This is a genomic window from Microbacterium imperiale, from assembly GCF_017876655.1.
Classification (GTDB): domain Bacteria; phylum Actinomycetota; class Actinomycetes; order Actinomycetales; family Microbacteriaceae; genus Microbacterium; species Microbacterium imperiale.
In genome coordinates this window covers 526,154-540,632 of sequence record NZ_JAGIOK010000001.1, presented here as the reverse complement: position 1 = coordinate 540,632, position 14,479 = coordinate 526,154, and the positions used below count along the sequence as shown (strand labels likewise).

The 14,479-nt window shown below is 68.4% G+C and carries 13 protein-coding genes and 1 other RNA gene; 6 read left to right on the top strand and 8 right to left on the bottom strand.

Annotation, left to right across the window (positions count from 1 at the left end; translation table 11 throughout):
* From JOF37_RS02630 to JOF37_RS02620, 3 genes are all read right to left on the bottom strand, one after another.
* Complete coding sequence (locus JOF37_RS02630; protein ID WP_245338307.1) at positions 1-1,959, bottom strand: glycosyltransferase; 1,959 nt, start codon at positions 1,957-1,959, stop codon at positions 1-3.
* A gap of 140 nt (positions 1,960-2,099) precedes the next feature.
* Entirely contained in the window at positions 2,100-2,996 is an 897-nt protein-coding gene (locus JOF37_RS02625) for an endo alpha-1,4 polygalactosaminidase (protein ID WP_210004837.1), read from the bottom strand.
* The gene (locus JOF37_RS02620; protein ID WP_245338306.1) at positions 2,993-4,282 is read right to left on the bottom strand and encodes an MFS transporter; all 1,290 of its coding nucleotides are present in this window, start codon (positions 4,280-4,282) and stop codon (positions 2,993-2,995) included. The genes JOF37_RS02625 and JOF37_RS02620 overlap by 4 nt, the downstream gene beginning before the upstream one ends.
* A 25-nt stretch (positions 4,283-4,307) precedes the next feature.
* Here JOF37_RS02620 and prfB point away from each other — a divergent pair, with 25 nt between their 5' ends.
* The 4 genes from prfB (at position 4,308) to smpB (ending at position 7,945) form a co-directional block, all read left to right on the top strand.
* Positions 4,308-5,420, top strand: coding sequence for a peptide chain release factor 2 (prfB, locus tag JOF37_RS02615; RefSeq protein ID WP_210004835.1), 1,113 nt, complete (start codon positions 4,308-4,310; stop codon positions 5,418-5,420).
* A gap of 81 nt (positions 5,421-5,501) precedes the next feature.
* The gene (gene ftsE, locus JOF37_RS02610) at positions 5,502-6,479 is read left to right on the top strand and encodes a cell division ATP-binding protein FtsE (protein WP_210004833.1); all 978 of its coding nucleotides are present in this window, start codon (positions 5,502-5,504) and stop codon (positions 6,477-6,479) included.
* Positions 6,476-7,390, top strand: a complete 915-nt coding sequence (ftsX, locus tag JOF37_RS02605; protein ID WP_210004831.1) for a permease-like cell division protein FtsX — start codon at positions 6,476-6,478, stop codon at positions 7,388-7,390. Before ftsE ends, ftsX begins: the two co-directional genes overlap by 4 nt.
* A 78-nt stretch (positions 7,391-7,468) precedes the next feature.
* Positions 7,469-7,945, top strand: coding sequence for an SsrA-binding protein SmpB (gene smpB, locus JOF37_RS02600; protein ID WP_210004828.1), 477 nt, complete (start codon positions 7,469-7,471; stop codon positions 7,943-7,945).
* 63 nt (positions 7,946-8,008) lie between these two features.
* On the opposite strand, the gene JOF37_RS02595 is transcribed toward smpB, so the two are convergent.
* Positions 8,009-8,671: an SIMPL domain-containing protein gene (locus tag JOF37_RS02595; RefSeq protein WP_210004826.1), complete on the bottom strand. Its 663-nt coding sequence runs from the start codon at positions 8,669-8,671 to the stop codon at positions 8,009-8,011.
* 132 nt (positions 8,672-8,803) lie between these two features.
* Here JOF37_RS02595 and ssrA point away from each other — a divergent pair.
* Positions 8,804-9,173: a transfer-messenger RNA gene (ssrA, locus tag JOF37_RS02590) on the top strand.
* A gap of 141 nt (positions 9,174-9,314) precedes the next feature.
* Positions 9,315-9,581, top strand: coding sequence for a hypothetical protein (locus JOF37_RS02585; RefSeq protein ID WP_210004825.1), 267 nt, complete (start codon positions 9,315-9,317; stop codon positions 9,579-9,581).
* A 25-nt stretch (positions 9,582-9,606) separates the two neighbouring features.
* On the opposite strand, the gene JOF37_RS02580 is transcribed toward JOF37_RS02585, so the two are convergent.
* The 4 genes from JOF37_RS02580 to JOF37_RS02565 form a co-directional block, all read right to left on the bottom strand.
* Positions 9,607-10,089, bottom strand: a complete 483-nt coding sequence (locus JOF37_RS02580; RefSeq protein WP_210004824.1) for a helix-turn-helix domain-containing protein — start codon at positions 10,087-10,089, stop codon at positions 9,607-9,609.
* A gap of 291 nt (positions 10,090-10,380) precedes the next feature.
* Complete coding sequence (locus JOF37_RS02575) at positions 10,381-10,626, bottom strand: Trm112 family protein (RefSeq protein ID WP_210004823.1); 246 nt, start codon at positions 10,624-10,626, stop codon at positions 10,381-10,383.
* Between the two features lie 26 nt (positions 10,627-10,652).
* Positions 10,653-13,406, bottom strand: coding sequence for a phage tail tape measure protein (locus JOF37_RS02570; protein ID WP_210004822.1), 2,754 nt, complete (start codon positions 13,404-13,406; stop codon positions 10,653-10,655).
* Between the two features lie 183 nt (positions 13,407-13,589).
* Positions 13,590-14,474, bottom strand: a complete 885-nt coding sequence (locus tag JOF37_RS02565; protein ID WP_210004821.1) for a hypothetical protein — start codon at positions 14,472-14,474, stop codon at positions 13,590-13,592.
* Between the last annotated feature and the right edge of the window lie 5 nt (positions 14,475-14,479).

The window sequence follows — 14,479 nt, the reverse complement described above, 5'->3', positions numbered from 1 at the left end:
TCAGTTCTCCTTCAGTTCGAGGTCCGAGGGCGGCGTGTAGAGCACGGCGCGGATGATGATGCTGAACACCATGAGGTCGTACAGCACCCAGACGATGTTGACGAGCGGCGCGATTCCCTCGGCCTGCCCCACCGCGTAGCGGATGGCGACCGCGACGAGCGAGAGCACCAGCGCGGCCATGGCGATGAGCTGAGGCCGCACGAGATCCCACCGGGGACGTCCCTCGGCCGCGCGTGTCTTGGGTGTGACCGAGAAGCCGAGCGCGCGGCCGCGGTAGACGTTGCCGAACGCCGTCGTCACGGATCGGATCCACACCGGGAACAGCGCCAGCGAGTACTGCGCGCCGCGCCATGTCGGTCTGCCGTTGGCGACGACGAGGAACAGCAGCTGGTTGAGCACGAAGAACGGGATGAAGCGGACGAAGAAGTCCACGCTCCAGGCCTGCACCGGCATGACGCCGAACGAGAGGTACAGCACCGGCGCGGCGATGTACACCAGCCCCGCGAAACCGGCCAGATAGCTCCACATCGTGCCGAAGTACATGATGCGCTGGCCCCAGCTCAGGCCGCGCTGCACGAGCGGGTTCTCGCGGAACATCACCTGCATCGTGCCCTGCGCCCAGCGCAGTCGCTGCGTGAGCATGGTCGGCAGGTCCTCGGGGGCCAAACCCACCGCGAGCACCTCGTCGTGGTAGACGGATTTCCAGCCGAGGCCGTGCAGTCGCATGGAGGTCGCCATGTCCTCGGTGACCGAGATGGTGGCCAGCGGCATGATCGCCTGAGCCTCTTCGTCGCGGCCGACCTCGAACGACGAGACCAGCATGCTGATCGATTCCAGTGCGCCGAGCGGCGAGAGGCTGCGGTCACCGAGGGCGTCGAGGGTCACCTCGTCGATGACCGCGAGCGCTTCGGTGTCGCCGGTGATCTCGGCGAGGGCGCGCAGCTCATCGCGGACGCTCGCCAGGTCCTGATCGGTGAGTTCGCGGCGCACCCGATCGATGCGGGCCTGGAAGGCGTAGGTCACGTCCGCCAGAGCGTCGCCGCGGGCGATCTCCACCTTGACCTCGTCGAGGGCCGCGCCCACCGCGTCGAGCGCCGCCGCGATCCGCGGATCGTCGCCGTGCTCCTGGCGAGCCCGGGTGAGGATGCGGCGCGACGATCGGACACCGCGGTTGACGGCGAGGGTGACCTCGTCGACGTATCGCGACACGCCCAGCTGCATGAGCGCCTCGCGCCGCAGGATCGCGTTGGAGCCGCAGAAGAAGGCGGCGTTCCAACCGTCCTTCGACTGCTGGATCGGGCCATAGAAGAGGGGCGCCTGGCTGCCGAGAGGGTCGCTCGGGGGAACGTTGACGAACCACTGCGGCGTCTGCACCAGCGCGACGCCATCGTCCTCGAACCACCCCAGCGTGCGGTCGAGGATCTGCGGCTTGGGGATCTGATCGGCGTCGAGGATGAGCAGGAACTCGCCCTCGGTGACCATGAGGGCGTTGTTGAGGTTGCCGGCCTTGGCGTGCCGCGGCCGGTCGCGCCAGGCCTGCGAGCGGGTGATGACGCCGATGCCCTCGGCCTCGGCGAGGGCCCGGAGCTCGGGGCGGTCGCCGTCGTCGAGGATCCAGGTCTGGTGCGGGTACCGGATCTCGAGAGCCGCCCGGGCGGTGCGCATGACGAGGTCGAGCGGCTCGTTGTACGTTGTCACGAGCACGTCGACAGTGACCGGACGGGTGATGGGGGGAGCGTCATGGCGCTCGCGCAGCCGCCACGCCCCGAGCGCGAAGATCAGCGAGTCGATGAGGCTGTACGTCTCGGCGACCACGAGCGGTACGGCGATCCACCACGCTTCCCAGTTGACGGAAGCCAGCCAGCGCCAGGCGATGTAGTTGATGCCCGAGGCGGCGGCGAGCACGATGACGAGACGGATCAGCGCCATCCGGCGCGTCGCCGACCGGGCGCGGCGCATGTTCTCGCGTCGCGTCTCCTGTCGGTGCACGGTCGTCTCGAAGACCATCGATCTCCCTCGGTCGCTCGACAACTTATCCGGCTGCCCAGAGTGGCACGAAACGGCTTGCGTGGCGACGATGTGTCAGACGAAGATGTGCCTCAGCAATGCGCGGCGACGTGTTCGGGATCGCCGGCCACGGTGAGCGCGCGGTCGCGCAGGACGACCGAACGCGGCGTCTCCGGATCGTCGCAGATCTCCGACCACGCCCGCGGCAGGTTGTCGGTGTACTCGATGTCGATCAGCGCATCGCCGTAGACGGCGGTGTAGTCGCCGCACTCGCTGTACGCCGCGCACTCCTCGACGACGGCGAAGTCGAAGCCCGCCTCATCGCGCAGAAGGGGCGCGTGCTCCGCGGCGTTCTTCTGGCCCGCCGCGAGTCCCGCGTCGTGGGCGACGGCGACGAAGGCGCTTGCGAGGGCGAGGTTGCCGTCGATGTCGAGCAGGCCCTCGGAGCGGGTGAACGAGTCGAGGTTGTCGAACTCGACGGCGTCGAAGCCCGCCGCCGCGCAGCCCCGGATCCACGGCTCCACGAGCGCGAGGATGCGGTCGCGCTTCTCGGCCGTCGAGGTGTCGAGCAGGATCTCGTCGGGCCAGTCGGGGTCGACGAGCGGCTCGCCATCGACGGTAACGAGCAGCTCGGGGTCCCACAGCTGTCGCTCGTTCGGCTGCGTCTGGAAGCCGTTGACGTAGCAGATGGAGTAGCGGCCCTCCGCGGGTTCGGCTTCGCGGTCGCGCCCCACGATTCCGACGCCGGCGGCCGGCTCGTACGCGCCGCCCAGCTGATAGTCCGGTTGCGCGCCGGCGGGCGGCCGGACGACCTCGACCGCCGGAGATGCGTCCGCGGAGACCTCGCCGGCGTCTTTCGTGCTCGCGGGAGCGGCATCCGTTCCTGCGCTGGAGCAGCCGACGAGCGCGGTGAGCGCGAGGAGGAGGGCCCCCGCGGCGAAGGCCGTCCGGGCGGGCGGGGCGAAGGTGCTGCGGCGCGTTCGTCTCATGGTCGATCTCCGTTCCGCGCGCGCGGCACGAACCGCGGTACCCAGCGGATGAACCCGATCGCCCCCACCAGCCCGACGCCGCCCATGACCGCTGCCGCGACCGGCAACGACGCGATCGCGGTGATGCCCGACACCAGCAGCGGAGCGGCGGCGCCGCCGGCGTCGGTGAGCGTGCGCCACGACCCGAGGAAGGGCGCCGGATTCGCGACGGGCGCGACGTCCGCCCCGAGGGTCAGCAGGATGCCGCTCGACAGGCCGTTGCCGACGCCGAGGACGGCCGCGAACAGCGCGAACCACAGTTCCGGCTGCTCGCTGGCTGCCGTCAGTCCCAGAGCGATCAACCCGGAACTCATCAGGAGCATCGCCGGCAGGGCGGCCCAGAGCCGGCCGAACCGGTCCATGACCTGTCCGCTGGCGTAGAAGAGCGCGAAGTCGATCGCTCCCGAGACGCCGACCACGAGGGCGATCGTCGACCCGTCCAGTCCGATCGCGACACCCCACAAGGGCAGCAGCACCTGGCGGGTCGAGCGCAACGCCGAGAGCGACGCTGCCGCGACGCCCAGCCGTGCGAGGACGTCGCGATTGCGCCAGGCCGTCCGGACGACGCCGGTGCCGGGCGTGCGCCGCGTGCGGACGGGGGCGGTGGTGATCGCCTCGCCGTCGACGGTGCGCGCGACCGCGGGCGGCGGACCCAGCCGCTTCTCGGGCTCGGGCCCGAACGCGACGAGGACGATCATCGCGATCAGGCAGATGCCGAAGAACCAGATCGTCGCATGCTCGTCGCCGAAGATCCACAGCAGCGCCGCCGCGATGAACGGGCCCACGAACATGCCGAGCCGGAAGCTTCCGCCCAGCAGCGACAGCGCGCGGGCCCGGAATGTCAGCGGCACGCGCGTCGTCATGAACGCGTGACGGGCGACCCCGAAAGCGGCCGCGCAGATGCCGATGAGGAAGACGGATGCCGCGAAGACGCCGAGCGCGGGCGCGAGGGCCATCGCGCCGAGGCCGACGAGGGCGAGCAGGCCCGCGATGATCATGGTGGCGCGTTCGCCGATGCGCGCGACGGCCCACCCCGCGGGGATGTTGCCGCAGAGCTGGCCGACGACGAGGGCGGAGGCGACGAGCGCGGAGGTTGCGACGTCGGCCCCGAGCTGGACCGCGATGACCGGGATCAGGGGGATGACGGCGCCTTCGCCGAGGCCGAAGAGGGTCGTGGGCCCGTAGATCATCGGGGCGAGTCGCCAGAGAACTCGTCGGATCGGCTCGTTCGCGTCGCTGGCTGGCATCTCTTCCACGTTACTCTGGAGTGCCATGCTCGAATTCGATATCTCCGCCGACATCCAGGCCTTGCGCTCCACGTTCGCCGACATCCAGGCCGTGGTCGACGTCGAGGCGCTCCAGGCCGAGATCGCGCGCCTGTCCGAAGAGGCCGGCGCCCCCGACCTGTGGGACGACGTCGAGAAGGCGCAGAAGGTCACGAGTGCTCTGAGCCACCGCCAGGCCGAGCTCAAACGCGTCACCGACGTCGAGCGCCGCCTCGACGATCTCGACGTGCTCGTCGAGCTCGCTGTCGAGATGGACGACGAGGAGTCCGCGGACGAGGCCCGCAAGGAGCTCGCCCAGCTCGAGGACGTCATCGGTCAGCTCGAGGTCCAGACCCTGCTCGACGGCGAGTACGACGAGCGCTCCGCCGTCGTGACGATCCGCTCCGGCGCGGGAGGCGACGACGCCACCGACTTCGCCGACATGCTGCTGCGCATGTACCTGCGCTGGGCCGAGCGTCACAAGTACCCCGTCAAGATCATGGACACCTCGTATGCCGAGGGCGCCGGGATCAAGTCGGCGACGTTCGAGGTCGATGCGCCCTACGCCTACGGAACGCTCTCGGTCGAGGCCGGTACGCACCGCCTCGCGCGCATCAGCCCCTTCGGTTCGGCCGACAAGCGCCAGACGAGCTTCGCAGCCGTCGAGGTCATCCCCGTGATGGAGGAGGCGCAGGAGGTCGACGTTCCCGAGAACGACATCCGCGTCGACGTCTTCCGCTCGTCCGGCCCCGGGGGTCAGTCGGTCAACACCACCGACTCCGCCGTGCGCATCACGCACATCCCGACGGGCATCGTCGTGTCGATGCAGAACGAGAAGTCGCAGATCCAGAACCGCGCCGCCGCGATGCGGGTCCTGCAGACCCGCCTCATGCTGCTGCAGCGCGAGGAGGAGGCCGCGAAGAAGAAGGAGCTGGCGGGCACGATCACCGCGAGCTGGGGCGACCAGATGCGCTCGTACTTCCTCTACGGCCAGCAGCTCGTGAAGGACCTGCGCACCGGTCACGAGGTCGGCAACCCGTCCACCGTGTTCGACGGCGACCTCGACGGCTTCATCGCCGCCGGCATCCGCTGGCGCAAGCGCAAAGACGACGACGCCTGATCAACCCCTGAGGTGCGGATGCCGCGCCGCGCGGGTGTCGCGTCCTCGTTCCGCCGCACCGCCGCTTAGGCTCGTCGAGTCATGATCCGGTTCGAACACGTCAGCAAGCGGTATCGCGGCACCTCGAAGCCCGCGCTCAGCGACGTCGACTTCGAGATCCAGCGCGGCGAGTTCGTCTTCCTCGTCGGCGCGTCCGGATCGGGCAAGTCGTCGTGTCTGCGGATGATCCTCCGCGAGGACGTCGCGAGCGAGGGGCGCGTCGTCGTCCTCGGCCGCGACCTGCGGGGCCTGTCGACGCGGAAGGTTCCGTACTTCCGGCGACACATCGGCGCCGTCTTCCAGGACTTCCGGCTGCTGCCCAACAAGACGGTGTTCCAGAACGTCGCGTTCACGCTGCAGGTCATCGGCTCGTCCCGAGCGTTCATCTCGCAGGCGGTGCCCGAGGCGCTGGCGCTCGTCGGCCTCGCCGGCAAGGAGAAGCGCCTGCCGCACGAGCTTTCGGGCGGTGAGCAGCAGCGCGTGGCGATCGCCCGTGCCATCGTGAACCGGCCGCAGGTGCTGCTCGCCGATGAGCCCACCGGAAACCTCGACCCCGCGACATCCGTCGACATCATGCAGCTGCTGGCGCGCATCAACGCCAACGGCACCACCGTCGTCATGGCCACGCACGAGGCCGGCTTCGTCGACCAGATGCAGCGCCGCGTCATCGAGCTCAGCGGCGGCGTCATGGTCCGCGACGAGGTGGGCGGCGGATACGGCGACACCTCCGCGCTGCCGAGCCTCAAGCCCGAGCCGGTGAAGGGCGCCGCCGCCGTCGCCGCGCTGACCGCGGTCCTGGAGCTGCAGCGAGAGATCGCCGAGACGCCTCCGGCGGCGCACGTGCCCGAGCAGCCCGAGACCGTCTCGGAGCCGCCGCCGCCCGTCGGCGAATCCACGCGTGCGATTCCGATCGTCGCGCCCGACATCGACCTGGCGGGGCTCGGTCTGCCCGACGTCGCCAAGAAGCTGGGTCTCGGTCAGAAGGATGACCGGGGCGACGAAGTGGGGCCCACGTCATGAGAGTCGGTCTGATCCTCGGCGAGGCCCTGACGGGACTGCGCCGCAACGCCTCGATGGTGATCTCGGTCGTGCTCGTGACGTTCGTGTCGCTGACGTTCGTGGGTGCCGCGATGCTCATGCAGATGCAGATCGGCAAGACGAAGGACTACTGGGTCGATCGCGCTCAGGTCGCCGTCTACATGTGCCGTGAAGATGCGACGGTGCAGAACTGCGCCGACGGTGCCGCCACCGAGGAGCAGCTCGCGGCCGTCGCCGAACGGCTGTCGTCTCCCGCGCTCGAGGGCGTCGTCAGCGGCGTGCGATTCGAGAGCAGCCAAGAGGCGTACGACAACGTCCTGAACCTCATGGGGCAGGACTACTCCGAGTTCGTCAGCGCCGAGCAGCTCAACAACACGTACTGGGTGAACCTCGTTGATCCCGCGCAGAGCGATGTCATCAGCGAGGCATTCAAGGACTTCGACGGCGTCGAAGAGGTCGCGAATCAGTTGCAGTACCTCGATCCGCTCTTCTCGGCGCTGACCGTCGCGACCTACGTGGCCATCGGTATCGCGGGCCTCATGCTCATCGCCGCGGTGCTGCTGATCGCCACGACCATCCGACTGTCCGCCTACGCCCGGCGGCGCGAGCTCGGCATCATGCGCCTCGTCGGCGCGTCCAACCGGTTCATCCAGACGCCGTTCATCCTCGAGGGTGTCTTCGCTGCGCTGATCGGATCGGCGCTGGCCAGCGCCGCGATCGTCGCGATGGTGCAAGTCGGGGTGGGGCAGTACCTGTCGTCGCAGATCGACTTCGTGACGAACTGGGTGAATCTCGGCGACGTCGCGCTCGTGGTGCCGGCCGTCATCGTGCTGGGCGTCCTGCTCGCGGCGGTCTCGGCGGGCTTCGCGATCCGCCGCTGGCTGCGCACCTGACGACGGACGTCGACTCGCGCCCCCCGCTGCCCGTAGACTGTAGGGCTGCGTCCGTGCAGCACAGGAAGGAGGCGCGCCATGCCGAGGGAACAGGGTGAGAAGCTCGTCGCGAGCAACAAGCGCGCCCGCCACGACTACGCCATCGAGAAGACCTACGAGGCCGGTCTCGTACTGACCGGCACCGAGGTGAAGTCGCTGCGCCAGGGCCGCGCCAACCTCACCGACGGGTACGCGTACATCGACAACGGACAGGCGTTCCTCGACGCGGTGAACATCCCCGAGTACTCGCAGGGTCACTGGACGAACCACGCCGCCAAGCGAACGCGCAAGCTCCTGCTGCACAAAGAGGAGATCATCAAGCTCTCGCACGCCGTCAGCGCAGGCGGCTACACGCTCGTGCCGCTGCGGTTGTACTTCTCGGACGGGCGCGCCAAGGTCGAGATCGCGGTCGCGAAGGGCAAGCGCGAGTTCGAGAAGCGGCAGACGATCCGCGAGCGTGAGGACAAGCGCGAGGCCGAGCGGGCCATGCGCTCCCGGAACCGCCTCGGCGAGTAACCGCTCGCTGGCGGCAGCGTCCTCCGTCGAGGAAGTCCGGCGCCCCCTGCCTCACGGACGGGCTCACCGAGCGGTGAAGCGCCCTTCGACGGCTGCCGAGACGACGATCTCGGTGGGGCGCAGGTCGATTCCTCCGCTTCCGCCGTCGGCCGACAGCAGAGCCGCTCGAGCGAACGCGGGCGCCGGGGGCGCGGCATCCGCACCGCTCAACAGTCCGACGTCGGCGATCTCGGCGGGCTCGACGGTGCCGAGGCCAAGGGCGGCGGCGTAGGCCGAGGCGCGCGAGACGGCGACGCCGACGGCGGTCGTGGCGAGCTCTCGTTCGATGCGCGTGCGGGTGGCGGAAGAGAGCCGCCAGTCGACATTCGAGATGCGGAGGTTCGCGTCGTCGGCGAGGGCGCTGACCCATTCCCCGAGCGCGGCCACGTCGCCGAACGTCGCCGTGAAGTCGATGGTCGCGTGGTGGCGCATCTCCGACGCCCGGGCGTCGCCCTCCCACGGGCGGTCGGACCAGACCGACGTCGTGCCGCTCGACCACGCCGTCACGGAGCCGCGCTCGTGCAGCTCGCCGAGCCGGTCGCGTACGGTCGCGGCCGAAGCGCTCGCGCGGGCGACGACCTCCTCGCGCTCGGCGCCCTCGGTCGACACGCTGGCAGAGACCAATGCGAGCTCGGGAGCCGTGCGCTGCTCGGCTTCACCGCGGACGGAGATGAGGATGTCGGCCATGACCCGACTCTAGGCCGCGGCCCCGGGAATGGCGTGGGAACGCGATCGGTTGTAGTCTGTAGTGCTCGGGTGCTGCGGCATCCGAGGGAACAACTCCACAGTGCGACAGCGGCCCTTCACGCGAAGGCTCATGGGGATGATCGGTTTCGACATCGCCTGTGTGTCGGCGAGAAGCGGGCCGAGGATGCAGAGTTATCTCGTTAACGCTCTCTGCAAACCAATAAGTGCCGAATCCAAGCGCACTGACTTCGCCCTCGCTGCATAAGCGAGCCCGATAGTCCGTCAGACCGTGTGTGATCCCGCCACGGACCCTGGCGTCATCTAGGGATCTTGCTGCGTGACGGCGTCCGGACGTCACGCGGGACTCTTCCCGGACTGGGCCCGTCGACTTATGTGTCTGTACTGAAAGTCGGGGCCGAGCAGAACGCCTCTACAGACTGCGCCCGGAGAAGACGCCGTATCTCAGCGATGGACGGGGGTTCGATTCCCCCCATCTCCACCATTGCCGCTGTCGCTTCAAGTACTGTGCGGGGACCGCGGAAATTCAACGGTTCCCGCACAGTGCGTTATGGCTCGTTCGGGTGCGTTTGTGGACACTCTGCGGACTGGGTGCGGACTCGACCGACACGGCATACTGCTCGTCATGGAGCTCGAGCCCGACGATCACCGTCTCTACACCTACCGCGAGGCCGCAGCTCGTGTGCAGCGTGCAAAGCGCACGATCATCCGGTGGCAGGTCGACGGCATGCAGATGACGTGGGGCATCCGCGACGGGCAGCGGGTCCGCCTGGTGCGGGAGGACGTTCTCCTCGCGTACTGGCGGGCGAGCATGCGCACCGATCGGGGGAAGCGGGAGGACGTCGTGCGCGATCACGGCGGACGCTGGCGCTCACTCACATCCGTCGGATAAGCCTCGTCCTGCTGTTGCAGCCCACTCAGTGGGGCTCGATGGACACAGAAGCCCCAGCTGGCAAGTTGTTTCCACCTTCTACCCGCCCAGCACGCATAGCAGCATCGACCTCGCCGCGCTCGTAGCGAATGAGTCGCCCGATCTTGTGGAACGGGAGCACCTTGACCGCATCCTTGCGGCGCCAGTCCCGCAGCGTCGCGACGGGCACCTTCAGATACTCCGCGACCTCAAGCTCGGTCATGTACTCGAGACGTTCAGCGGACGCATCTTCCACCAGCTCTCCCGTGTGCTCGTAGTCGAACTCGGCGTCCAGCTCGGCTTCGAATTCAGCCTGAGCCTTCGCGATCGCCTTCTCCGTCTCCATGCGGATCTTCGCCTCGAGGTAGATCGCGGCCGCCGCGTGGATCGCGCGCGATTTCCGCATTCCCATCTCGAAGTCGCGCACCGAACCCTCATCGAGATACCTCTGCGCGTCAGCCCGAATGAGCGCCTCTAGCTCGTCAGTCATGGGCACGATGCTATGTGCCGTGGCGAGTGCTGTGCGCCTCGCTGACGGCCGATCTGAGGTCGGTTTGGGTGCGGTTTGGGAGCGCGATAAGGGGGGCTCTGTGACGCCCCCAGCCGCATGAACCCGCGGAATCTGGCCGGAGGGGGGTGGCGGAAAACGGGACAACCAATCCGGGGGGAGAGGAACACCTCCCCCGTGGTGGTCCCCCCTCCTGCCGTGTTGCTGGATTCTTGGCGGGGTGGGGTCAGGGAGCGTTGCTGAGCGGATCGCGGTGGAACGCGTACCGACGTTTCAGCGCTTGTCGGGGTCGAGCTCGAAGGTCAGGATGTAGTCGTGTGGGCCATCGAGGATCGGCCACTCTTCGAGCGGGATGTTGCGAGCTTTCGCAGCCATCCTGGCCGCTTCATCGAGTCGACAGTCCATGCAGACGAGTGTGTCGTTCTCGTCTACGTACGATGGGCCCCGCATCTCCTCGGGCTCCTCGAGCAGTTCGTCGTCGAGGGGCCCGAGGCAACGCGGGCAGGTGAGAGCATCCACGGATGTGAGCCTATTCGGCGGGTCCGTCAGCCGAGGCCGTGGGCGTCGAGTGCGCGGGCGAGATGCTCACGCTGCTCTCGAGCGATATCGCTCGGGTCGTAGGAGTAGTTGTCGCCGTGGTGATGAATCTCGATCACCGCGCGGTCGCCGTCGACGCGGGCCGGTTCCGCGCGGTCGCCGTCGACGCGGATGCGCTGACCGGCGACCACGCGATAGGTTGCAACGTCACCCGGCTCGACCGGAGGCGCCGTCTGCCAGGTCGCGGAGGGCACCTTCTCCACCGGGCCGCCTCCAGCTAGATGCAGCGCACCGTCCGCGAGCATTCGACGAAGACGGTAGATCGCGCCGTGCCCGCCCGCGGCTCTGACCTCCGCGGCGGTGAGCATGTGCTCACCGTTCGAGGCCATGACGGGCACGAGGTCGTCGCGAGGACCGCCGGGACCGATGATCGGACCGCCGTTCGCGCGCGGGATACCGCCCGACGTCGCCACCGCTACGCCGAGAGTGGCGCCGGCAGAGATGCTCGAGCGAAGGGCGCGGATGGCCTCTTCGGCGGGTGAGGTGTCGGCGTAGATGGTCGTCTCACCGTCAGGGATCGTGTTCACTCGATCGACAAGTGCCTGCACCTTCGACTGCTCGTCGGGCGCGTTCGAGAGAATCTCGGTGATCTCCGACTCCGGGATGCCGGCATACGCAGCGATGAGCTGCCACGTCTGCAGTTCGGTCAGTCCCATCGCCCGCAGTTGCTCGCTGAGCGCTCCGGCGCCGTTCCGCCACAGTTCCGATAGCTCGCTCTGTCCCTGGCCGGCGCTCGTCGCCGCGGTCTGCTGCGCGTACAGAGCATCAACCGCCGCACGAGTCTGATCTCCGAGAGCCGTCGCCGCCTCAGCACTGCCGTCCTGCGCCGCGGTGATGGAGTCGAGCGCCGAGGCGAAGTCCCGGCTTCGGTCACTCAGCTCCCCGAGGATGATCTGAGGATCGATGAACTCGTTGAACCGGTCCCGCATCTCCTCGAGCTTCTCGTTCCCGGCATCCGTGCTGTCGCCGAACGCCCGCATCGAGTCCTGCAACTCGTCGAGCTCGGTCGTGTCTGCGAAGGGAGCGATGATCCGCCGGGCGTTCTTGAGTCCCTCGACCATCTGCTCGAGCGGTCCCGAGACGAAGTCGCCGACGGCGGTGTTCGCTGCGATGCCGAAGTCGAGGGCGCCGTTGACGAGGTCCCGGAAGAACTGCAGGACCGGGCCCCGGTTGGAAGCGATCCAGTCGGCTGCGTCTCCCAGGGGTTCAGCGAACGCGGACGCGAGGGCCCCTTGGATGCCCTGCGCGGCGACCTCGATGCTTCGCCGTGCCTGCTCGATCTTGCTGGCGTCGTTGTCGGCGAGCGTGTCGAACATGCGCTGTGCGGAGCCGGCGACCCCGTCGAGCTGTTCCTCGGCGTTGCTGAGGTCGATCCTCGAGAGGTCGAGCTGCAGGTCCTCGAACTGGGTGCCGAGCAGGCCGACAGCGATCCGGTTCCGGTCGACCGGGTCGGTATCGCGCAGGCGATCGAAGATCGCGTCCAACGCGTCTCGCGCCGCTGGCCCGCCTTCGACGAACGCTCTCTGCATCTCATCGGGGAGAAGTCCCAGCTGGCCGAGGAATCCGGCCGTCGCGTCGTCGCCTTCGCGAATCCGGATGCCGAGCTCGCGGAGCGCATCAGCGAAGAAGTCGGTATTCGGCGCGCCGGCCTGCAGGCCCTGGTTGAGCAGCCCGAGCGTCTGCCCACCGGTGAGACCGATCGACTCGAAGGTCGACGCGTACTCCGACAGCGTGTCGAGAAGGTCCTCGCTGAGATTCACACCTTCCCGCTGACCGGTCGCGAGGATGTCGAAAGCTTCCTGCGCTGACCGCGCAAGGCCGCTGCGGAGAAGTTGCGTCACCGCCCGCGCGACGGGCTGGACGTCTTCCCCGAGAACGTCAGCGATACCGGCGAGCCCCTCAACGACCTTCTGCGACTGCTGAGTTGTCGCTTCCGCGTCGATGAGGTCGAACTGAATGGCGAGTCGGGTGAGATCCATGTTCGACTCGATCGACTCGCCGAACCCCGCCGCGTAGGCTTCGGCGGCGCCGCGGCCGACGCGCAGGGCGTTCATGTCGCTGAGGCCGGTGAGAGCCGCGAGGCGGTCGTACCCGGCTTCGACCTGCAGGCCGTTCTCGAACGCTTCCCGGAGCGCCTGGCCGGCCGCGTATCCGATCCCGACGACGGCGCCTGCGATGGGGATCGATGCGAGCGCCCCGACGATGCCGCTCGCGAGGTTTTCTCCTGCGTCTTCTCCGCCGGCGCTGCCCGCTTCGCCGGCATAGTCCGCGACGGCCCGGAGCTTCTGCCGAGCCCCCTCGTCGGCGACGTCGACTTCCATCGTCGCCCGCGCCCGCTTGAGCGCGTCGACCTGACTCTCGATCCGGGAGAGGCTGCGTTCCGCCCGACGGATGTCGGCGGACACGTCGAGTTCCGTCTCCACCGAACGGAGGTACTCGAGGCGTTTCTGCGTCCGGTCGAGGTTTTTCTCCGCTCCCTCGATGCGGGCATTCACCTGCAGGGCGACGTCCTTCGAGACGAGCTTCTTCGCTTCGTCCGTGACTCGATCAAGTCTTTCGAGGGCGTCCGCGGTATCCGCCTTCACCTTGAGGGGGTTCTTCTCGATCTTCTTCCCGGTGGCCTCGACGTTCTTGTCGGCCCGGGAGAGATCCTTGTCGTTGACGGTCAGGAGGACTTCGACTTCACCGGCGCGGTAGGTCATGATCTGCTCTCTCGTGTGTGTGCGCTCGTGGGTGTGGTTGAGGGGCTGACCCCGCCCAGCGTCAGCCCCTCATAAGGGGTGGTGAGACTCCCGCGGTGCGGACGTCCGATGCTCACCACCGCCGGACTCGCAGGCCCCAACCGGAAAGGACGGCGGGCGGGCAGCGAGCCCGGAATCAGGGGATCAGCCGCGACCCACGCGCGCGATCGCTGCGGCGGAGGGTGCGGCGTCGAGCGCCGCGGCGAAAGCGGCGTTCTCGGCGTCACGGTCGGCCCGGTTCGCCTCGGCCGCGGCGACAGCGGCTGCGCGCTGCTGCCGATCGCGCGTCGCGATCTTCTCCCCGACCTCAGTCGGGCTGTTCAGGCGGAGGCCGCGAGCCGCAATGGCGAGCCAGTCGAGGTGCGAGCGATACTGCGAGGTCACGAATCCCTCGTCGAGCGACCAGTTCTCGCCGGCTGCGAAGCAGACCGAGAAGTTCACGCTGTGCTGGCTGTTGTGCTGGTGAGCCGTGGGCAGCGTTGATCGGGTCGGTTCGACGGCGAAGATCGTCGTCATCGAGCGCCAGACGTCCGCGATGGGCTCGAGGGCGGCCTCTGCGTGGCGCAGGGCTCTCCATGCCTCGATGGCTGCCGGGGACTGCGTGATCACGTCATCCGACGTCGTCGCACTCGTGAAGCCGTGCTCCTGAGCGGCGACGAGCAGGGGCTTCGCGAGCTCGTCGAACCGGGGCCGGAGGTCCGAGACGATTCGGTCTAGCTCGGGGAGCGTCGCTTCGCGCATCTCGGCGAGGAGCTTCTCCGCGAAGGCGCTCGCTCCGGTGGCCAGGCCGTCCGGATTCAGGGCTCCGCTGCCGGCGTGCCGCCGAATCGAGAGATCCGTAATGAGGGGCCCGACCTCCTCCGGCGCGAGGTCGAGAAGCCTGGGAAGCGGCCGGTCGTCACGGAACTCGTCCGCGATGTCGAGCAACTCGAGGCCACGGACCAGCGCGGCGGGCGGTTCGACGTCGAACGATCGGCAGATCTCGACGAACTCCATCGCGCCGCCAACTTGGAGCTGGGGTGCAGTCATGCGGC

Coding starts and splice junctions, on each gene's coding strand:
- JOF37_RS02620 (WP_245338306.1), bottom strand. CDS start 4,282: ATGCCAGCCAGCGACGCGAACGAGCCGATCCGACGAGTTCTCTGGCGA.
- JOF37_RS02580 (WP_210004824.1), bottom strand. CDS start 10,089: ATGACTGACGAGCTAGAGGCGCTCATTCGGGCTGACGCGCAGAGGTAT.
- JOF37_RS02585 (WP_210004825.1), top strand. CDS start 9,315: ATGGAGCTCGAGCCCGACGATCACCGTCTCTACACCTACCGCGAGGCC.
- JOF37_RS02625 (WP_210004837.1), bottom strand. CDS start 2,996: ATGAGACGAACGCGCCGCAGCACCTTCGCCCCGCCCGCCCGGACGGCC.
- JOF37_RS02565 (WP_210004821.1), bottom strand. CDS start 14,474: ATGACTGCACCCCAGCTCCAAGTTGGCGGCGCGATGGAGTTCGTCGAG.
- JOF37_RS02595 (WP_210004826.1), bottom strand. CDS start 8,671: ATGGCCGACATCCTCATCTCCGTCCGCGGTGAAGCCGAGCAGCGCACG.
- ftsX (WP_210004831.1), top strand. CDS start 6,476: ATGAGAGTCGGTCTGATCCTCGGCGAGGCCCTGACGGGACTGCGCCGC.
- smpB (WP_210004828.1), top strand. CDS start 7,469: ATGCCGAGGGAACAGGGTGAGAAGCTCGTCGCGAGCAACAAGCGCGCC.
- JOF37_RS02630 (WP_245338307.1), bottom strand. CDS start 1,959: ATGCGCCGCGCCCGGTCGGCGACGCGCCGGATGGCGCTGATCCGTCTC.
- JOF37_RS02570 (WP_210004822.1), bottom strand. CDS start 13,406: ATGACCTACCGCGCCGGTGAAGTCGAAGTCCTCCTGACCGTCAACGAC.
- prfB (WP_210004835.1), top strand. CDS start 4,308: ATGCTCGAATTCGATATCTCCGCCGACATCCAGGCCTTGCGCTCCACG.
- ftsE (WP_210004833.1), top strand. CDS start 5,502: ATGATCCGGTTCGAACACGTCAGCAAGCGGTATCGCGGCACCTCGAAG.